At 71.8% G+C, this 20166-nt stretch carries 15 protein-coding genes; 11 read left to right on the top strand and 4 right to left on the bottom strand.

The window, feature by feature from the left end:
- The first annotated feature begins 65 nt into the window (after positions 1-65).
- Complete coding sequence (locus tag AB0K14_RS29545) at positions 66-704, top strand: ThuA domain-containing protein (RefSeq protein ID WP_360446647.1); 639 nt, start codon at positions 66-68, stop codon at positions 702-704.
- A gap of 141 nt (positions 705-845) precedes the next feature.
- Here the strand turns inward: AB0K14_RS29545 and AB0K14_RS29540 are convergent, their stop codons facing one another.
- Positions 846-2117: an ROK family transcriptional regulator gene (locus tag AB0K14_RS29540; protein ID WP_360446649.1), complete on the bottom strand. Its 1272-nt coding sequence runs from the start codon at positions 2115-2117 to the stop codon at positions 846-848.
- Positions 2118-2273: 156 nt separating this feature from the next.
- Here AB0K14_RS29540 and AB0K14_RS29535 point away from each other — a divergent pair, with 156 nt between their 5' ends.
- Genes AB0K14_RS29535 through AB0K14_RS29515 form a run of 5 tightly spaced genes read left to right on the top strand, consistent with a single transcriptional unit; the run spans position 2274 to position 9765 of the window.
- Positions 2274-3962 carry an ABC transporter substrate-binding protein gene (locus tag AB0K14_RS29535; protein WP_360446651.1) on the top strand — a complete coding sequence of 563 codons (1689 nt, stop codon included), beginning with the start codon at positions 2274-2276 and terminating at the stop codon, positions 3960-3962.
- Positions 3963-3990: 28 nt separating this feature from the next.
- On the top strand, positions 3991-4980 hold the full coding sequence (locus AB0K14_RS29530; RefSeq protein WP_360446653.1) for an ABC transporter permease: 990 nt from the start codon (positions 3991-3993) through the stop codon (positions 4978-4980).
- A gap of 17 nt (positions 4981-4997) precedes the next feature.
- On the top strand, positions 4998-6839 hold the full coding sequence (locus AB0K14_RS29525; RefSeq protein WP_360446655.1) for a dipeptide/oligopeptide/nickel ABC transporter permease/ATP-binding protein: 1842 nt from the start codon (positions 4998-5000) through the stop codon (positions 6837-6839).
- Positions 6836-7699, top strand: a complete 864-nt coding sequence (locus tag AB0K14_RS29520; protein WP_360446657.1) for an ATP-binding cassette domain-containing protein — start codon at positions 6836-6838, stop codon at positions 7697-7699. Before AB0K14_RS29525 ends, AB0K14_RS29520 begins: the two co-directional genes overlap by 4 nt.
- Positions 7696-9765 carry a glycoside hydrolase family 36 protein gene (locus AB0K14_RS29515; protein WP_360446658.1) on the top strand — a complete coding sequence of 690 codons (2070 nt, stop codon included), beginning with the start codon at positions 7696-7698 and terminating at the stop codon, positions 9763-9765. Before AB0K14_RS29520 ends, AB0K14_RS29515 begins: the two co-directional genes overlap by 4 nt.
- Before the next feature lie 35 nt (positions 9766-9800).
- Here the strand turns inward: AB0K14_RS29515 and AB0K14_RS29510 are convergent, their stop codons facing one another.
- Complete coding sequence (locus AB0K14_RS29510; protein ID WP_360446660.1) at positions 9801-10370, bottom strand: DUF3558 domain-containing protein; 570 nt, start codon at positions 10368-10370, stop codon at positions 9801-9803.
- Positions 10371-10554: 184 nt separating this feature from the next.
- A complete protein-coding gene (locus AB0K14_RS29505) occupies positions 10555-12675 on the bottom strand; it encodes an alpha-galactosidase (protein WP_360446661.1) in 2121 nt (706 codons plus the stop codon).
- Positions 12676-12796: 121 nt separating this feature from the next.
- Between AB0K14_RS29505 and AB0K14_RS29500 the strand changes: the two genes are divergently transcribed.
- The 5 genes from AB0K14_RS29500 (at position 12797) to manA (ending at position 19308) form a co-directional block, all read left to right on the top strand.
- Positions 12797-15256: a sugar-binding domain-containing protein gene (locus tag AB0K14_RS29500; RefSeq protein ID WP_360446662.1), complete on the top strand. Its 2460-nt coding sequence runs from the start codon at positions 12797-12799 to the stop codon at positions 15254-15256.
- Complete coding sequence (locus AB0K14_RS29495; RefSeq protein WP_360446664.1) at positions 15253-16086, top strand: substrate-binding domain-containing protein; 834 nt, start codon at positions 15253-15255, stop codon at positions 16084-16086. Before AB0K14_RS29500 ends, AB0K14_RS29495 begins: the two co-directional genes overlap by 4 nt.
- 9 nt (positions 16087-16095) lie before the next feature.
- A complete protein-coding gene (gene mgrA, locus AB0K14_RS29490) occupies positions 16096-17076 on the top strand; it encodes an L-glyceraldehyde 3-phosphate reductase (protein WP_360446665.1) in 981 nt (326 codons plus the stop codon).
- Between the two features lie 162 nt (positions 17077-17238).
- Positions 17239-18195 carry an ROK family protein gene (locus tag AB0K14_RS29485; RefSeq protein WP_360446667.1) on the top strand — a complete coding sequence of 319 codons (957 nt, stop codon included), beginning with the start codon at positions 17239-17241 and terminating at the stop codon, positions 18193-18195.
- Positions 18196-18204: 9 nt separating this feature from the next.
- A complete protein-coding gene (manA, locus tag AB0K14_RS29480) occupies positions 18205-19308 on the top strand; it encodes a mannose-6-phosphate isomerase, class I (protein ID WP_360446669.1) in 1104 nt (367 codons plus the stop codon).
- Between the two features lie 78 nt (positions 19309-19386).
- Here manA and AB0K14_RS29475 read toward each other — a convergent pair whose 3' ends face one another.
- A complete protein-coding gene (locus tag AB0K14_RS29475; RefSeq protein WP_360446671.1) occupies positions 19387-20052 on the bottom strand; it encodes a lytic polysaccharide monooxygenase in 666 nt (221 codons plus the stop codon).
- Positions 20053-20166: the final 114 nt, after the last annotated feature.

Genomic DNA, 20166 nt, shown 5'->3' with positions numbered 1-20166 from the left:
GCCCACGCCGCAACACGACGCGGGCACCGCCGCCACGACCGGTCGATCGCCTAGGGTTCGGTCCCGTGAAGGCACTCGTGGTTCGCGGTGGTTGGGCCGGGCACTCGCCGGTGGAGGCCACCGACTCCTTCCTGCCGTTCCTGCGGTCCTCGGGTTTCGCCGTCGACGTGTCGGACTCGCTGGAGGTCTACGACGCCGGGCTCGGCGCCTACGACCTGGTCCTGCAGTGCTGGAGCGACGGCGTGCTGACCGACGACCAGTTCGCCTGCCTGGAGGCCGCGGTGCGGGGCGGCACGGGGCTGGCCGGCTGGCACGGCGGGCTGGTCGACGCCTTCCGCCACTCCCGCGGGTACATGCAGTTGGTCGGCGGCCAGTTCGTCGCCCACCCGGGTGATTTCGTGGACCACCGGGTGGAGATCACCTCCACGCACCCCGTGGTGGAAGGCCTGTCCGGGTTCCCGTTGCGGACCGAGCAGTACTGGGTGCTGTCGGACGGCCTCAACGACGTCCACGCGACGACCACCTTCGCCGCCGAGGCGCCGTGGCACGCGCAGCTGACCGTGCCGGCGGTGTGGACGCGCCGCTGGGGCGCGGGCCGGGTCTTCGCCTGCACGATCGGCCACTTCCCCGCCGACCTCGCCCTACCGCCCGTCCGCACGATGGTGGAACGCGGCCTGCTCTGGGCCGCGCGCTCCGCGCACTGACACCGCGGGAAACCGTCGGGCCCGCCCGGGCAGCCGGTCAGCCCCCCGCACCGCCGAACCCGCTCACGCCCCCGTACCGCTGAACCCGCTCACGCCCGCGCGCCGCCGAACCCGCTCACGCCTCCGCACCGCTGAACCCGCTCACGCCCCCGAGGCGGGCAGCGCGGCGGGCTCGGAGTCGGCCAGGTTGTCCGGCAGCCGCAGGCCCTCGTGCAGCGGCACGAGCTCGGACTGCAGGACCAGCGCCGCGCCACCGATCGCGGACGCCGTGGCGGCCGAACGGGACAGTCGCACGTCGACGCCGTGCGCGGCGCGGGAGAAGAAGGCCCGGTCCAGCTCGTCGCGCACGACCGGCAGGTAGACCGACCCGGCGATGGCGAAGCTCGGCCCCGTCAGCACCAGGACCTCCAGGTCCATGATGTTGGCCAACGTGCGCGCCGCCACCGCGATGTACCGCGCGGACCGCTCCAGGATCGCCAACGCCGACGGCTCGCCCCGCCGCGCCGCCCGGCTCACCGCCGCGAAGTCCGACGACACCGACTTCGCCCGACCGGTCAACCCCGCGGAACGGGCCAGCGCCGCGTCCGCCCGCGCGGCCGCGACCACCGCCGCGGGCCCGGCCAGCGCCTCCACGCACCCGCGCGCGCCGCACCAGCACTGCGGCCCGTTCGCGTCGACGCAGATGTGCCCGATCTCCCCGGCGTTGCCGCTGCTGCCGCGGTAGGTGATGCCGTTGATGATCAGACCCGCGCCGATGCCCGTGCCCATGTACAGCGCCGCCGAGATGGCCGTGCCGCCGATGCCGCCCGACCAGTGCTCGCCCAGCGCCGCCGCCGTGGCGTCGTTGTCGAGCACCACCGGCAGGCTGGTGGCCCGCTCCAGCTCCTGGTCGAGCGGGAAGTCCTCCCACTTGCGCATGGACGGCGGGGTCAGGCCCATGCCGGTGTCCGAGCTGAGCGGCCCGGGGGAGACCAGGCCGAGGCCGAGCACGGTGGTGCGGTCCACGCCGACGCCGTCGATCAGGCCCTTCACCTCGGCGGCCATCCGCGCCACCACGGTCCGCGGTTCGGCCGCGCCCGCGCCCGCCCTCGAAATGCGCGCCACGACCGATCCGCCGAGATTGGTCAGCACGTAGGTGATGCCCGCGTGGTCCAGGTGCACGCCCACGGCGTAGCGGGAGGAGTGGTTGAGCTGGAGCAGCACCCTCCGCTTGCCGCCGGTCGACTCCGCCCGGCCGGTCTCCACGACCAGGCCCTCGTCGATGAGCTTGCGGACGACCGTCGAGATGGTGGCACCGGTGAAACCCGTGGCGTTGATCAGGCCTACGCGGCTGATCGTGCCCGCCGCGCGGATCACGTCGAGCACGGCGGACTTGCTGCTCGCGTGTTGCGTCGCCCGCGCCGGTCCGCTCACCAGGTCCCCCGCGTCCGTCTTAGTTCGTTCGTTGGACGAAGGGTAGCAACTTGACCGGTAGATGACGCCGAGGTGTTGACTTCGTTTCTTCGATGACTTAACAATCTGCCTCAACGCGGGACCGCGGCCGGTCTCGGGCCACGAGAGGAATCGACGATGTTCCTGAAGGCAAGGCGCTTCTCACGGGCGCGCACGGCGGCGGCCGGACTGGCCGCGGTCGCCATGCTCGCAACCGCGTGTGGCGGATCGAGCTCGGGCGGTAACGAGAACAAGGACACGCTGATCGTGTACACCGGGCAGTCCGGTGACTGGCAGCTGAACTTCAACCCGTTCTCGCCGACGATGCTCGAAGGCCCCGGCACGATCTTCGAGCCGCTGTTCTTCTTCAACAACATCCGCGACGTCGAACCCAGGCCGCGGCTGGGCAAGAGCTTCGAGTGGAACGCCGACGGCACCCAGCTCGACATCGTGCTGCGCGACGACGCCAAGTGGACCGACGGGCAGAAGTTCACCGCCAGGGACGTCGTCTTCACCCTCGACATGATCACCAAGAACCCGGCCATGAACGGCACGGGCTACAAGGGCGTCGCGACCGCCGTGGACGACACCCACGTGTCGGTCAAGTTCTCCGAGCCGTCCTACATGGAGGGTCCGCAGGTCCTCGGCCGGATCTGGATGGTCCCCGAGCACAAGTGGAAGGACATCGCGAACCCGTCGGCGGACGTCGTCAAGGAGCCCGTGGGCACCGGCCCGTTCATGCTCGACGAGTTCAAGGCCCAGGCCTTCACGCTCAAGGCCAACCCGGGCTACCACTCCGGCGAGCCCGCCCTCAAGAAGGTCCGCTACCTGGCGCTCTCGGGCAACCAGTCCGGTGAGGCCGCGCTGCGGCAGGGCCAGATCGACTGGCAGACCGGCCCGGTGCCCGACATCGCCAACGTCGAGAAGAACTACCCGGGCTACAAGGCCATCACCATCCCGATGAACCAGACGGCCCTGTTCACCTGCTCCAACGCCGCCCTCGGCTGCCAGGGCCCGCAGACCGACGTGGCCGTGCGCAAGGCGATCTACTACGCGATCAACCGCACCCAGGTCAACGCGCTCGCGTTCGAGAACACCTCCAGCGAGGTCTCGCCCGGCGCGGCGCTGCTCGACCGGGACAAGGACCAGATCTCCGGCAAGCTCAAGGAGAAGACCGCGCCGATGCAGCCGGACGAGGCCAAGGCCACGCAGCTGCTGGAGAGCGCCGGCTACACCAAGGGCGGCGACGGCGTCTACGAGAAGGACGGCAAGCCGCTGGCCCTGACCCTCAAGGTCGTCGCCGGCTGGACCGACTACATCACCGCCGTCGACACGATGAGCCAGCAACTGCAGAAGGTCGGCATCAAGGTCACCGCGCAGCAGCTGTCCTGGAACGAGTGGTCCGACGCGCGCGGTCGCGGCGAGTTCGAGCTGCTGATCGACTCGCTGCACCAGGGCCCCGCGCCCGACCCGTTCTACAACGCCTCCTACTTCTTCAGCACCGGCACCACGGCCAAGGTCGGCGAGGTGGCGAACCCGAACTTCGCCCGGTTCTCCGACCCCGAGGTCGACGCCGCGCTCGCCGCGTTGAAGGGGATCGACCCCGAGGACGACGCCGCCCGGCAGCCGTACTTCGACACCATCCAGACCAGGATCGAGGAGTCGATCCCGTACATCCCGGTCCTGACCGGCGGCACCACCAGCGAGTTCAACGCGAAGAAGTTCACCGGTTGGCCCACCAAGGACGACCTCTACGCGTTCCCGGCCGTCTGGGCGCGCCCGGAGCACTCCGAGATCTACCTGAAGCTCAAGCCGGCCGGCCAGTGAACGACTGAGTGAGGCGATAGGCGGACCGATGAGGTACTACGCCCGAAAGTTCGCGTTCTACCTGGTCGCCCTCTGGGCGGCGCTGACGCTGAACTTCTTCATCCCGAGGCTCATGCCGGGCAACCCGGTGGACATCCTGATGGCGAAGCTGGCGCAACGCGGCGGCACCGTGGACCCATCGGCCCGCAGGGCGTACGAGCTGCTGCTCGGCACGAACAGCGGCGAGCCGCTCCTCCAGCAGTACATCGCGTACCTGGGCAACATGTTCCGCGGTGATCTGGGCATCTCGGTGAGCTCGTTCCCGACACCGGTGTCCCAGATCATCGCGGAGGCCCTGCCCTGGACCCTGATGCTCGTCGGCATCGCGACGTTCCTGTCGTTCGCCCTCGGCATCGTGCTGGGCACGTTCGTCGGGTGGCGGCGCGGCACGTGGTTGGACAACCTCGTGCCCGCCACCACCGTCCTGGCCGCCGTGCCGTACTTCTGGCTGGCCCTGATCCTGGTCGCGGTGCTGTCCTCCGCGTGGGGCTGGTTCCCGCTGCAGGGCGGCTACGACGTCGTGCTGTGGCCCGGCTGGAACGCCGACTTCATCGGCTCGGCGATCTACTACGGCACGCTGCCCGCGCTGACCATCGTCATCTCCTCCGTCGGCGGCTGGCTGCTCGGCATGCGCAACATGATGGTGTCGGCCACCGCCGAGGACTACGTGCTGACCGCCAAGGCCAAGGGCCTGCGCGACTCGCGGATCATGATCAGGTACGCGGCCCGCAACGCGGTGCTGCCGTCGGTGGCCGGTTTCGCGATCTCGCTCGGGTTCGTGGTGTCCGGCTCGATCATCACCGAGCAGGTGTTCTCCTACCCCGGCATCGGGTCCAAGCTCCTGCAAGCGGTGCAGAACAACGACTACGCCCTCATGCAGGGCATCTTCCTGGTGATCACGGTCGCCGTGCTCGGCGCGAACCTCGTGGTCGACCTGCTCTACGCCGTCATCGACCCGCGCACCCGCGTCAGCGGCTGAGAAGGAGAACGGACACCGTGACGAATCTCAGTGCTGTCGCCGTCGAGCCTCCACGCGGCCGGGCCGGCTGGCGGTCCATGCTGCCGCGCTGGTCGCCCAAGCTCGGCGTCGGCCTGGTCCTGATCGTGCTGATCACGCTGCTCGGCGTGGTCGGCCCGCTGCTGGTCGGCGACCCGAACGCGATCCGCGACATCAGCCTGACCCCGCCGGGCGGCGAGTTCTGGCTGGGCACCACGTGGACCGGCCAGGACGTCGTGGCGCAGCTCGCGCACGCGACCAGGGGATCGCTCTACATCGGCCTGATGGTCGGCGTGATGGCGACCTTCCTGTCGGCGCTGTTCGGCATCGTCGGCAGCTACATCGGCGGGTACGTCGACGAGGGCTTCAACCTGTTCTCCAACGTGATGCTGGTGATCCCCGGCCTGCCGCTGGTGATCGTCATCTCCGCGTTCGTGCCCGCCGACCAGCGCGGCACGTGGACGATCGCGGTGGTGCTGGCGATCACCGGCTGGGCCGCGTCGGCCCGCGTGCTGCGCGCGCAGACGCTGTCGTTGCGCAACCGGGACTACGTGGCCGCCGCGAAGGTCTCCGGCGAGAAGCCGTGGCGGGTCATCACCGTCGAGATCCTGCCGAACCTGCTGCCGCTGCTGGCCTCGCAGTTCGTGTTCTCGGTGATCTACGCGATCCTGAGCGAGGCCGGCCTGTCGTTCCTCGGCCTGGGCGCGTCCAACTCGTCCACGCTGGGCACGATGCTCTACTACGCGCAGAACAGCTTCGCGCTGCAACGCGGGGCGTGGTGGTGGTTCGTACCGCCGGGCCTGGTCATCGCCCTGTTCGGCTGCGGCATGGCGCTGGTCAACTTCAGCATCGACGAGATCATCAACCCGAAGCTGCGCGACATCCCCCGGCGCAGCAAGGCCGAGGTCGTGCGCACGCCCGAGCCCGCGGACCGCACGGACGACGACGTGGTGCTGACCGTGGACGGCCTGTCCGTCGTCTACCAGGTGGAGCACCCGGTGCACGCGGTCAAGGACGTGTCGATCACGTTGCGGCGCGGCGAGATCCTCGGCCTGGCCGGCGAGTCCGGCTGCGGCAAGACGACCCTGGCCTACGCGATCAACCGGCTGCACCGGCCGCCCGCGGAGGTGACCACCGGCTCCGTCACGTTCCACGATCGTTCTGGCCAAGACCGCGAGGGCGGCGACGTCGACGTGCTCGCGCTGACGCCCGGCGAGCTGCGGGCGTTCCGCTGGTCGAAGCTGTCGATGGTGTTCCAGGGCGCGATGAACGCGCTGAACCCGGTCATCACCGTCCGGGCGCAGCTCGACGACGTGCTCACCACGCACCGGCCGGAGATGACCAAGGCGCAGCGCAGGGCCAAGTGCGAGGAGGTGCTCAAGCTGGTCGGCGTGGACGTGCGCCGGCTCAGCTCCTTCCCGCACGAGCTGTCCGGCGGCATGCGGCAGCGCGTGATGATCGCCATGGCGCTGCTGCTCGACCCGCAGGTCATGATCATGGACGAGCCGACGACCGCGCTGGACGTGGTCGTGCAGCGCGGCATCCTGCGCGAGATCCTCCGGCTGCGCGACGAGATCGGCTTCGCCGTGCTGTTCATCACCCACGACCTGCCGCTGCTGCTCGAACTCGCCGACCGCATCGCGGTGATGAAGGAGGGCGAGGTCGTCGAGTACCGGCCCGCGCAGGACATGTTCGAGCAGCCCGAGCACCCCTACACCCGCCAGCTGCTCGACTCGTTCCCCAGCCTGACCGGCGAACGCGGCTCGTTCGTCCGCTCCGGCGAGCAGATGACGCCGGTCGACCGGTCCGGCGAGCCCACCCCCTCCGGAGGCGTCCGATGACCACGTTGGCGGCGAAAGAGCTGGTCAAGGACTTCCACGTGCGGGTGGGCCTGCGCCGGGTGCGGCTGCGCGCGGTGGACAACGTGTCGTTCACCCTCACGCCCGGCCGCACGGTCGCGCTGGTCGGCGAGTCCGGTTCGGGCAAGTCGACCATCGCCCGGATGATCGCCCGGCTGGAGAAGCCCAGCGCCGGCTCCATCACGGTGACCGGGCCGGACGGCGACCGGGTGCCCGAGCGGGAGTACCGGGACAACGTGCAGATGGTGTTCCAGGACCCGTTCGCCTCGCTGAACCCGTTCCACACCATCGAGCACCACCTGGCGCGGCCGTTGAAGCTGCACGGCAAGCCGCACGGCTGGAACGACGTGGTGCGCCTGCTGGAACGCGTGTCGCTGCCCGGCCGCGAGATCGCCGGCCGCCGGCCGCACGAGCTGTCCGGCGGTCAGCGGCAGCGGGTGGCCATCGCGCGGGCGCTGGCGCCCGGCGCGAAGGTCGTGGTGGCCGACGAGCCGGTGTCGATGCTGGACGTCTCGATCCGGCTGGGCGTGCTGAACCTGATGTCGCGGTTGCAGCGCGAGGAGGACCTGGCCGTCCTCTACATCACCCACGACCTGGCCACCGCGCGGCACTTCTCCGACGACATCCTCGTGCTCTACAAGGGGCGCGTGGTCGAGCGGGGACCCGCCGACGAGGTGATCCTCAACCCGCAGCACCCGTACACCAAGATCCTCGCCTCCGCCGCACCGAACCCGGAGGCGCGCGGCCGGGCCGTCGAGATCGACCCCGCGGACGTGGAACGGGCGGGCGCCGCCGCCGCGTACGACCACAACACCGGGGTGTGGGAGGAAGTCGCCACATGACGGTCACCTGGTCCACCGGCGCCATCCGGTTGGTGCTCGGCCACGCCGAGGACAGGCCGGTCAGCCTGGTCTCGACGCGGCCGGGCGGACCGCCGGACGGCGTCGGCGTGCCGCTGGTCGAGGTGCAGGCGCTCGGCCACGGCCGGTTCCCCGGCAGCCACCGCTACGCCGACACCACGATCGGCGCGCGCCTGCGGTACCGCTCGCACGTCGCCTCGGTCGACGAGCTCCGGGTCGTGCAGCACGACCCGGTGAGCGGGCTGGTGGTGACGTCGGTCTTCCAGGGGGTGGCCGGCGTGCCCGCGGTGCGGACGTGGACCGAGGTCGACGTCGAGGGCGACGGCGAGGTCTGCCTGCAAGCCGTGACCTCGCTGTCGACCGGGGCGTTCCTGGTAGACGCCGGCCGTTCGGTGGACGAGGTCGACCTCGTGCACGGCGACTCGGACTGGGTCGCCGAGTCGCGCTGGCACCGCACGCCGCTGCGCGAGGCCGGTCTGGTGTCCATGGACCCGACCGTGCACCACCACGCGTCGCGCAGCAGGTTCGCGTTGACGTCGCGCAGTTCGTGGTCCACCGGTGAGCACCTGCCCACCGGTGTGCTGGTGGCGCGGGACGACAGCTGGGCGATGGCGTGGCAGGTCGAGCACAACGGCGCGTGGCACTGGGAGGTCGGCGAGACCGTCGCGGGCGCGTACGTGGCGGTCCTGGGGCCGACCGACGCCGAGCACCAGTGGTCGCGGGTCGTGTCGGCCGGGCACGGCTTCACCACCGTGCCGGTGTCGGTCGCGGTGGCGGCGGGCGGCGTGGACGAGGCGTTCGCCGCGCTGACGCGGCAGCGCCGCGCCACGGTCCGCAGCCGCCGTGCGCCCGAGCTGCCGGTGATCTTCAACGACTACATGAACACCCTCATGGGCGACCCGACCACGGAGAAGCTGCTGCCGCTGGTCGACGCCGCCGCCGACGTCGGCGCGGACTACTTCTGCGTCGACGCGGGGTGGTACGACGAGGACGGCAAGTGGTGGGACAGCGTCGGCGAGTGGCGCCCGTCGCGGACCCGGTTCCCCGGCGGGTTCGGCGAGGTCGCCGACCGCGTCCGGGAGCGCGGCATGGTGCCCGGGATCTGGCTGGAGCCGGAGGTCGTCGGCGTGCGGTCGGCGTTGGCGAGGTCCCTGCCGAACGAGGCCTTCTTCCAGCGCCAGGGCGCGCGGGTGGGCGAGCACGGCCGGTTCCACCTGGACTTCCGCCACCCCGCGGCGGTCCGCCACGTGGACGAGGTCGTCGACCGGCTCGTCGGCGAGTTCGGCATCGGCTACCTCAAGCTGGACTACAACATCATGCCCGGCGCCGGGACCGACGTCGGTGGCGTCGCGCCGGGCGACGGGCTGCTCGGGCACAACCGGGCGCACCTGGCGTGGCTGGACGCGGTGCTGGCGCGCCATCCCGGGCTGTTGCTGGAGAACTGCGCGTCCGGCGCCATGCGGATGGACTACGCGATGATGTCGCGGCTGCACCTCCAGTCCACCTCGGACCAGCAGAACCCGTTGCTGTACCCGCCGATCGCGGCCGCCGCGCCCGCGTCCGTGCTGCCGGAGCAGGCGGGCAACTGGGCTTACGCGCAACCGGGGATGACCACGTCGGAAGCCGCGTTCACGCTGGCGACCGGCATCCTGGGTCGGCTGTACCTGGCGGGCCGGGTCGACCTGATGGACGCGGCGCAGCGGGGGCTGGTCCGCGAGGCGGTGACCGTCCACAAGGGACTGCGACCGGAGATCGCCGCGTCGGTGCCGTTCTGGCCGTTGGGCCTGACCGGCCGCACCGGTCCCTGGGTGGCGCAGGGCCTGCGCGCCGCCGAGAACGGCTACCTGACGGTGTGGCGCCTGCCCGACGCCGCACCGGCCGTCGACCTGCCGGTGCCGCACCTGCGCGGGCGGGACGTGGCGGTGTCCCCGGTGTTCCCGGTGACGTCGCCGGAGTGGGCCTTCGAGTGGGACGCGGAACGCGCGGTGCTGCGTGCCACCCACACCGGCGCCACCCCGGCCGCGGTCGTGGTGCGCTTGACGGCCTGACCGCCGCACCGGGCGGCCTGACCGCCGCACCGGTGCTAGGGCAGCCTCGGCTCGACCAGTTCGGCGACCCGCATCGCCGCCGGGCACGGGTCCTCGTCGGGGCTGCCCGAGTTCAGCACGACGTCGACCCGGGACGACTCGGTGACGCCGATGAAGATCCCGCAGCTGCCCGTGGCGCCGACGGCCTGCTTGGCCTGGTGCCGGCCGATCACGAGGTCCTGCACCACGTTGCCGTTGGACTGCACCTGGTCCAGGCCGGAGGTGGTCCGGATACCGACGCCGAGCCGCGCCTCCTGCGGCGCGAAGTTGCACACCCGCGCCGAGCCGAGCTGCTCCACCACCGGGTCGGCGGTCTGCGCGCCGGTGACCTGCTCCGCCTCGGCCTTGGTGAGCAGGTCGCACGGGTCGGCGCCGTCCAGCAGGCCACCTCTGCTGGGGCCGACCTGCGGCGCGGTGGTGCTCTGCGACGTGGCGGTGCTCTGGGGTGTGCTCTGGGGTGTGGTGCCTTCGGTGGTCTGGCCGAGCGGACCGTCGGCCGGGCCGCCGCAGGCGGTCAGGGCCGCCGCCACGACAGCGACACCGGCCAGGATGAGTCGAGGGTTCACGGGTTCTTCCTGGTCGGTCAGCTGACGCTTCGTGCGTCGACGGTAACCAATCGCACCGGACCGCCGCTAGACCGCCGTCGCACGCCCCGACACCGGCCGGGAGCCCGCGCACCGGCCGTTCCACCGCCAGCGGCGGCCGCGAGTACCGGAGAGCACTCGCGGCCGCCGCTTTTCGTCCGTCTGATCACACCGCCGTCGCGCGCACCAGCACCAAGCGTTCCGGGTAGAGGACCGGGGCTTGCACGCCGGCCGAGTCCAGCACCCGGCCGGGCAGCGTGATGCCCTCCGGCGACCACCACGGCAGCTGCACGCCCCAGTTGTGCGCGTTGCCGTCCGGCAGGTCACCGGGCGCGCAAGGACGCACGTGGTACGAGCGGTCGGGGGAGAGGCCGGGCAGGCGGACCGCGCCGGGCGGGTACGACGCCGACGTGGCCAGCGCGACGATGGCGAACACGGCGTCCGAACCGTCCTGCGCCACCACGCCGTGCACCTCGATCGCCGGGTCCGGGTGGTCGCCGTGCACCGACACGCCGGTGTGCAGCAGGGGGCGCAACTCCTTGTACAGCGCCACCCACGACGTCAGCCGCGCCAACTCCTCCGCCGACGCCGCCGTGAGGTCCCACTCGATGCCGAAGTGCCCGAACAGCGCCGTGCCCGCCCGGAAGTCGATCGGGTGCTGCCGATGCGTGGTGTGCGACGCGCCGGCGCCCACGTGCGTGCCCATGAGCTCCAACGGGATCAGCGCGTTGGTCCACCGCTGCATCGACTGCCGCTCCAGCGCGTCGATGCAGTCCGACACCCACACCCGGTCGGTGCGCTCCAGGATCTCCAGGTCCACCCGCGCACCACCGGACGAGCACGACTCGACCTCCACGTCGGGGTGGCGCCGCCGCAGCTCGTCCAGCAGCCGGTAGACCGCCAGCGTCTGCCCGTGCACGCCCGCGCGCCCGGTCGGCCGGTGCCCCGCGTCGACCAGGTCCCGGTTGTGGTCCCACTTCAGGTACGACACCGGGTACTTGGTCAGCAGGTCGTCCAGCCGCTCCAGGATGTGCGCGAACGCCTCCGGCCGGGCCAGGTCCAGCACCTGCTGGTGCCGCGCCGAGCCGGGCAGCCGGTCGCCCGCGGCCATCATCCAGTCCGGGTGCGCCCGCGCCAGGTCCGAGTCGGGGTTGACCATCTCCGGCTCGACCCAGATGCCGAACTGCATCCCGAGCCCGGTCACGTGGTCGGTCAGCGGGCCCAGCCCGTCGGGCCACACCTCGTCCGACACGTACCAGTCGCCCAGGCCCTGCCGGTCGTCGCGCCGCGACCCGAACCAGCCGTCGTCCAGCACGAACCGCTCGGCGCCGACCGAGGCGGCGGCGTCCGCCAGCGCCTTGAGCCGGTCCAGGTCGTGGTCGAAGTACACCGCCTCCCAGGTGTTCGCCACGACCGGGCGCGGCGACGTCGGGTGCGACCGGCGCGACCGCAGGTGCCGGTGGAACCGCGCGGACACCTCGTCCAACCCGTGCCCGTAGGACGCGTACTGCCACGGCGACGAGTAGGACTCGCCGGGCGCCAGCACGACCTCGCCGGACAGCAGCAGCTCACCGGACCCGAGCAGCGACACCGAGTGGTAGGTGCGCTCGGCGAACGTGCGGTGGTTGCCCGACCAGGCCGTGTGCACGGCCCAGATCTCGCCCGAGCGGTTGCCGAACCCGGCGGTGCCCGCGGCGAACAGGTACGCGGAGTCGTAGCCGGTCCGACCGGTCCGGTTCTCCCGCACGCGCAGGCCGTGCGTCCACTGGGTGCGCTGCGGGCTGCGCTCCCGGGTCCACCGACCGGTGAAGTCCAGGATCTCGACCGCCTGCGCCGGTACCGGCAGGGTCAGGTTGACCGCGTCCACGGTGAAGTCCGAGGAGCCGGTGTTGGACAGCACGGCCCGCTGCCGCACCAGCCCGGACGGGGTCAGCTCGACGACCAGTTCCAGCCCGAGCCCGGCGACCTCGTCCACCGCGCGCACGACCGGCCCGTCGACCGACACGACCCGGAACGCGGTCGAGAAGTCCCGTCCGCCCCGGTTGCCGATGACCCCGGGCGTGCCCAGCCAGCCTGCCGACTGCTCGGGGAGCACCGCCACGTCGACCGCGCCGTCCACCGAGTAGCCGATGGGGTGCGGTGCCTGTGCCAGCAGCACGGCGTCCAGTTCGGACTCGGAGAGCTCGCCCAGGTCGGCGCCCCAATGGCGGACCCGGGGCAGCGTGCCCCCGGAGAAGTCGAGCACCAGGCTCACACCTGCGGCCCGCAGGTGCGTCACGTCTGCCACTTGTGGTCTTCCTCTCTGGTGGTGAACCTCGTTGACTTACTTTAGTTGCTGGCGTAAGAATCGCCATACCTTGGATGTCACACGGCAGAAACCCACCGCCCCCCGCCGGGAAAGAGGAACGATGATCCGCACGACCTTGCACGACGGGTGGCGCCTGAGCGCGGTGGGTGGGCCGATCCCGGCGGTCGTCGCCGACCGCTTGGTGCCCGCCGCCGTACCCGGCAGCACGCACCTCGACCTCCTCGCGGCGGGTCTGATCCCCGAGCCGTACCTGGACACCAACGAAGCCGAGCTGGCCTGGATGCACCGCGCCGACTGGCGCTACGCCCTGACCTTCGAGGCCGAGGCCGCCAAGTCGGGCGAGAAGGTCGAGCTGGCCTTCGACGGCCTCGACACCGTCGCCACGATCACCCTCAACGGCCACGTCCTCGGCCGCACGGCCAACATGTTCCGCTCGTACCGCTTCGACGTGCGCGAGCACCTCGTGGACGGCCCGAACGAGCTCGTGGTCACGTTCCGCTCCGCCCTCGCCTACGCCGAGGAGCAGGAGGCGGCGCTGGGTTGGCGCGACCGCGCCTACCCGCACCCGATGAACGCCGTGCGCAAGATGGCCTGCTCGTTCGGCTGGGACTGGGGCCCCGACCTGCAGACCGCGGGCATCTGGAAGCCCGTGCGGCTGGAGCGCTGGACCGAGGCGCGGCTCGCGCGGGTCCGCCCCCTGGTCACGGTGGACGAGGACGGCACCGGCCGGGTCGAGGTGCACGTCGAGGTCGACCGCGCCCGCGACACCGAGCTCACCGCGGTCGCGACCGTGGCCGGCGTCGAGCGGCACGTGCGGGTCGAGGGCGACGCCGCCGTGGTGACCGTCGAGGTGCCCGACGTCGACCTGTGGTGGCCCGTGGGCTACGGCGACCACCCCCTCTACGACCTGGACGTCATTCTGCGGTCCGGCGGCGAGGACGTCGACCGCGTCGACCGCCGCATCGGCTTCCGCACGATCATCGTCGACACCACGCCCGACGAGGTCGGCACCCCGTTCACCTTCGTGGTGAACGGCAAGCCGGTGTTCGCCAAGGGCGCCAACTGGATCCCGGACGACCACTTCCTCACCCGCGTCACGCGCGACCGCCTGGTCCGCCGGGTCGAGCAGGCCATCGACGCGAACATGAACATGCTCCGGATCTGGGGCGGCGGGATCTACGAGACCGAGGACTTCTACGACGTCTGCGACGAACGCGGCGTGCTGGTCTGGCAGGACTTCCTGTTCGCCTGCGCCGCCTACGCCGAGGAGTCGCCGCTGTGGGAGGAGGTCGAGGCCGAGGCCCGCGAGAACGTCGCCCGGCTGACCTCGCACGCGTCCCTGGCGCTGTGGAACGGCAACAACGAGAACCTGTGGGGCTTCGCCGACTGGGGCTGGCGCGAGCAGTTGCAGGGCCGCTCCTGGGGCCTGCGCTACTACACCGAACTGCTGCCGGAGGTCGTCGCCGAGCTCGACCCGACCAGGCACTACTCGCCGGGCAGCCCGTACAGCCCCGGCGACCTGCACCCCAACGAGGACACCCACGGCACCCGCCACGAGTGGGAGGTCTGGAACCGGGTCGACTACACCCACTACCGCGACGCCACGCCGCGGTTCTGCTCGGAGTTCGGCTTCCAGGGACCGCCGACCTGGGCGACGCTCACCAAGTGGGTGCACGACGAGCCGATGACGCCGACCTCGCCCGCGTTCCTGCTGCACCAGAAGGCCGAGGACGGCAACGGCAAGCTCGACCGCGGCCTCGCGCCGCACCTGCCCGCGCCCGCCGCGGCCGAGGACTGGCCGTTCGAGGACTGGCACTGGGCGACCCAGCTCAACCAGGCGCGCGCGGTCGCGTTCGGCGTCGAGCACTTCCGCTCCCACTGGCCCCGCACGGCGGGCGCGCTGGTGTGGCAGCTCAACGACTGCTGGCCGGTCACGTCGTGGGCCGCGATCGACGGCGACGAGCGGCCCAAGCCGCTGTACTACGCGCTCAAGCACGCCTTCGCGCCGCGCCTGCTCACCGTCCAGCCGCGCGACGGCGTGGACGCCCTGATCGCGGTCAACGACACCGACGAGGTCTGGACCGGCGACGTCGTGCTGGAACGCCAGACGTTCGCGGGCGAGGTGCTCGCGGCGGTTAAACTCCCGCTCGACGTGCCGGCCCGGTCGGTGGCGCGGCTCGACCTGGCGGCCGAACTCCGCACGCCGGGCGACCCGAAGGGGGAGGTGCTGGTGGTGAGCACGGCCGACGCGCGCACCGCGCACCTGTTCCGGGAAGACCTGGAGCTGTCCTACGACCCCGCGCCGCTGACCGCCGAGGTGCGCCGGGTGGCCGAGGGCTACCGGGTGGACGTCACCGCGTCCTCCTTCGCCCGCGACGTCGCCGTGCTGGCCGACCGGGTCGCCGAGGACGCCGTCGTGGACGACACCCTGGTGACCCTCGCCGCGGGCGGCGCGCACTCGTTCCTGGTCCGGACCGCGACCGAGCTCGCCGACCCGTCGGCGCTCGCCGGTCCGCTGGTGCTGCGATCGGCCAACAGCCTCAGCGCGGTGCGCACGTGACCACCGGCTGGACCGGCTCCGTCGGCCTCGTCCTGGCCCGCCCCGCGCGGCTGCTGGGCGCGGAGCCGTTCTTCATGGAGTTCATCGCGGGCATCGAGGAACGGCTGGCCGAGGACGACCGGTCGGTGCTGCTGCACATCGTGGGCAACCAGGACGCCGAGATCGCCGCCTACCGCCGGTGGGCGGCGGGCGGTGTGGTGGACGCGGTCGTGGTGGTGAACCGCACCGTGGACGACCACCGCCCGGCGGTGCTGCGGGAGATGGGGCTGCCCGCGCTGTACGTCGGCGAGCCGGACGAGCTGGCCGTGCCCGCGGTGCGCACCGACGACGCGGGCCCCGTCCGCGAGGCCCTGGCCTACCTGCTCGAACTCGGGCACCGGCGGATCGCCCGGGTCAGCGGCCCGGACACCCTGCTGCACACCAGGGCGCGCACCGCCGCCCTGCTCGAAGGCTGCGCCGAGGCGGGCGTCGAGCCCGTGGTGGTGGAGGGCGACTACTCGGAGGAATCCGGGGCGAAGCTCACCACCGCGCTGCTCAACGCGGCCGAGCCGCCCACCGCGATCCTCTACGACAACGACGTGATGGCCGTCGCGGGCCTGAGCGTCGCCAAGGAGCTCGGCATCGCCGTGCCGGATCGGCTGAGCCTGGTCGCGTGGGACGACTCGTCCCTGTGCCGGCTCGCCTCGCCCGCGCTGACCACGATGAGCGTCGACGTGCACCAGTTCGGCGTGACCGTCGCCGAGTCCGTGCTGGAGCTCATCGCGGGTGTCGAGGTCGTCGAGCGCTGGTCGCCCAAACCCACGCTCATCCCGCGGGAGAGCACCCGGTAAAGGATTCACATGACCCACCACGCCGCCGAGTCGCGGTACGACGCCATGCCCTACCGCCGGTCCGGCCGCAGCGGGCTCAAGCTGCCCGCCGTGTCGCTCGGCCTGTGGCACAACTTCGGCCACGACCGGCACCTGGACGGTCAGCGGGCGATCCTGCGCCGCGCCTTCGACCTGGGCGTGACGCACTTCGACCTGGCCAACAACTACGGTCCGCCGCCCGGCTCCGCCGAGGAGAACTTCGGCAGGCTGTTCGCGCAGGACTTCCGGTCCTACCGGGACGAGATCCTGGTGTCCACCAAGGCCGGCTACCACATGTGGAACGGCCCGTACGGCGAGTGGGGCTCGCGCAAGTACCTGGTCGGCTCGCTGGACCGGTCGCTGGCCCGGCTCGGCTTGGACTACGTCGACGTCTTCTACCACCACCGGCCCGACCCGGACACGCCCATCGAGGAGACGATGGGCGCGCTGGACCACGTCGTCCGCTCGGGCAAGGCGCTCTACGTCGGCATCTCGAACTACTCGGCCGAGCAGACCGCGCAGGCGGCCCGGGTGCTGCGCGAGCTGGGCACGCCGCTGCTGATCCACCAGCCGTCGTACTCGATGTTCAACCGGTGGGTCGAGGACGGCCTGCTCGACGTGCTGGCCGAGGTCGGCGCGGGCAGCATCGCGTTCTCGCCGCTGGCGCAGGGCCTGCTGACCGACCGCTACCTGGACGGCGTGCCGGCGGGCTCGCGGGCGGCGAGCGCCTCGCCGTTCCTGTCCGAGGCCAACCTGGACGAGGCGACGCTGGCGAAGGTGCGGGCGTTGAACGACGTCGCCAAGCGGCGCGGGCAGACGTTGGCGCAGCTGGCGATCGCGTGGGTGCTGCGCAACGTCACGTCCGCGCTGATCGGCGCCTCCAGCGTGAAGCAGCTGGAGGACAACGTCGCCGCGACGGCGAACCTGGCGTTCGAGGCCGACGAGCTGGCCGAGATCGAACGCCACCTGTGACGGAGGTCCGCCACCGCCGACGCCGGCCCGCCACCCGGTCGACGGTGGCGGACCGGTCGCGGCGGTCGTGCGCGCGGGCACCGGGTGAACCGGTTCACCTTGCTCCGATCAGCCGCGTCAACGACTCTTGACGAAACTTTGCTTAACCGCTTAACTAAGTCCATGGGCCAAGCACTCGACCCGGTCGCGGTCGCCATCGACATCGGCGGCACCAAGCTCGCCGCGGCGTTGGTCGAGTCCGACGGCACCGTCCTGGCCCGCCGCACCACGCCGACGCCCGCCGGTGACGCCGACACCGTCTGGCGCGGCCTCGCGGGCCTGCTCGACGAACTGCTCGGCCTCGCCGCCGACCGCACCGTGCTGGGCGCGGGCATCGCCTCGGCCGCCCCGATGGACCTGCGCACCGGCACGATCAGCCCCGTCAACATCCCCGGCTGGCGCGACTTCCCGATCACCGCACGGGTCGGCGACCTGCTGCCCGGCCTGCCCGTCCGGCTCGGCGGCGACGCGCTGTGCATGGCGCTGGCCGAGTACCACCACGGCAACGGCCGGGGCAGCGAGTGCCTGCTCGGCATGGTGGTGTCCACCGGCATCGGCGGCGGGTTCGTCTTCGGCGGCCGGCCGCACTTCGGCACCACCGGCAACGCGGGCCACGTCGGTCACTTCGTGGTCGACCCCGCCGGTCCGCCGTGCGGCTGCGGCGCGAACGGTTGCTCCGAGGCCATCGCCAGCGGCCCCTCCATGGTGCGCTGGGCGTTGGACCAGGGCTGGCAACCCCTGGGCGGCACGGCGGACGGCGTCGCGCTCGCCGCCGCCGCACGGGCGGGCGACCCGACCGCGCGGGCGGCGTTCGGGCGTTCCGGCGCGGCCGTCGCCCACGTCATCACGGTCGCCTCCGCGTTGTGCGAGATCGACCGCGTGGTCATCGGCGGCGGTGTGGCGCAGGCCTGGGACCTGCTCGAACCGGCCGTCACCGAGCCGCTCGCGGACTACGCGGGGTTGGACTTCATGCGCCGGGCCGAGGTGTGCCCGGCGACGTTGGGCGTCGACTCGGGCCTGATCGGCGCCGCGGCGCTGCTCGCGGGCGACCGCGTCCCGTCCGTGCCCGTGGGAATCTGAGGGATCGCCGTGCGCAAGTTGGAGACCATCGTCCGGGAGTACCACTGGGGTTCGCGGACCGCGCTCGCCGAGATGCGCGGCGAGCCGTCGCCCAGTGCCGGGCCGCAGGCCGAGCTGTGGGTCGGCGCGCACCCCGACGACCCGTCCCGGCTGGCCGACTGCGACGTGCCGCTGGACGCCTACCTGGCCGCCAACCCCGCCGGGCTGCTCGGACCGGACAGCCTGGCCGCGTTCGGCCCGCGCCTGCCGTTCCTGCTGAAGGTGCTGGCCGTCGACGCGCCGCTGTCGCTGCAGGTGCACCCGAACCGCGAGCAGGCGGTGGTCGGGTTCGCCGAGCACGGCTACCGCGACGACCGGGCCAAGCCGGAGGTCCTGGTCGCGCTGACCGACTTCGAGACGCTGTCCGGCTTCCGCCGGCCCGCCGAGACGGTGGCGCTGCTGGACGAGCTGGACCTGCCGTCGTTGGCGCCGCTGCGGGCCGCGCTCTCGGTCTGCGACACGTGGAGCGCGCTGCGCTGGGCGTTGCACACGGCCGACGCGGACCTGGTCGCCGAGGTGGCCGCGGCGGCGGCCCGCGTGCCCGCGCTGGCGCACGTCGCGGCACTGGCCGAGTCCTACCCGGGCGACGCCGGCGTGGTGGCGGCGTTGCTGCTCAACGCGGTGAAGCTGCGGCCGGGCCAGGCCGTCCACGTCGGCGCCGGCGTCCTGCACGCGCACCTGCGCGGCACGGGCGTCGAGCTGATGGTCAACTCCGACAACGTGCTCCGCGCGGGCCTGACCACCAAACCGGTGGACGTGCACGCCGTGCTGACGCTGGTCGACCACAAGGCCGGACCCGCCGCCGTGCTCGACGGCGAGGGTGACGGTCCGCTGCGGACCTACCGCACGCCCGACCCGGAGTTCCGCCTGCACGCCGTGCGGCCGGGTGCCGTGCTGCCCGGCGGGGGACCGCAACTCCTGCTGTGCACCAAGGGTCACGTCGTGGTCAGCCGTGGTGGTGAAGAGGTCGGGCTGGGCGGTGGCGAGTCGGTGTTCCTGTCGCACGGCACCGACGCGGCCGAGGTCGCCGGCGACGGCGAGGCCTTCTGGGCCACCACGAACCTCACCGGCTGAGGCGGCGCACGCCCGACGTGGACGAGCACACGGGCGCGGCGGAGGTCCTGCCGCACCCGTGTGCCCGAAGTGGTGCTACTACTGGAAGTTCACGTCACTGCACAGGTAGTAGGCCTGGTCCATGTGGCTGGCCTGCCAGATCGTGAACACCACGTGGCGGCCCGTGCGGCTGCCCGCGTTCACCTGGGCCTGGTACAGGCCCGTGGTGCCGTAGCGACCGGTCGAGGTGACCAGCTCCAGGTCGCTCCAGCGCAGCGGCGTGGTCGCCGTGTTCACGCCCTGGCGGGTGATGTAGATGCGGAGGTAGTCCGCACCGTGCCTCGCCTGGTCCGTGATCGTGAGGGTGAACTGGCGCGGCTTGGTGGCGGTGTTCCACGCGCCGACCGTGTCGAGCGCGCGGTAGCGGCCGCTCTCGGCCAGGCCGCCACTGCACAGCTGGCCGTTCGCCAGGGCGCCCTGGTGGTTGCCACCGACACCGTTGCGGTACAGGCCGTTCCAGTTCCACATCGCGTTCGGGTCGGCCTTCCAGGCCTGCGCGCACATGGGGTCGGTCTGACCCATGTTCGGGTTCAGGTGGTCGCTACCCCAGCGCTGGTAACAGCCGTAGTTGCGCGACGGCGGATCGGTGACCGAGCCGTGTGCGCTCGCGACGCCTGATGCTCCCACCAGGACCACGACACTGGCGGCGAGGACCGCCAGGACCGAGCTGAAGACGCCGATCACCGAGCGGAGTCTGAAGGTCATCTGTTGTCCTCCACGTTGAGGATTTACCGACTACCGGGCTGGGAGCGCTCCCAGATCTCAAGGTAGCGAACCGGGCACAATCTGTGAACCCCATCCGGCCACGAAGGTTATTCG

It is taken from the genome of Actinosynnema sp. NPDC050801, from assembly GCF_040673975.1.
Classification (GTDB): Bacteria; Actinomycetota; Actinomycetes; order Mycobacteriales; family Pseudonocardiaceae; genus Actinosynnema.
The sequence above is the reverse complement of the archived record's forward strand: the minus strand, read 5'-3'. Positions and strand labels throughout refer to the sequence as shown.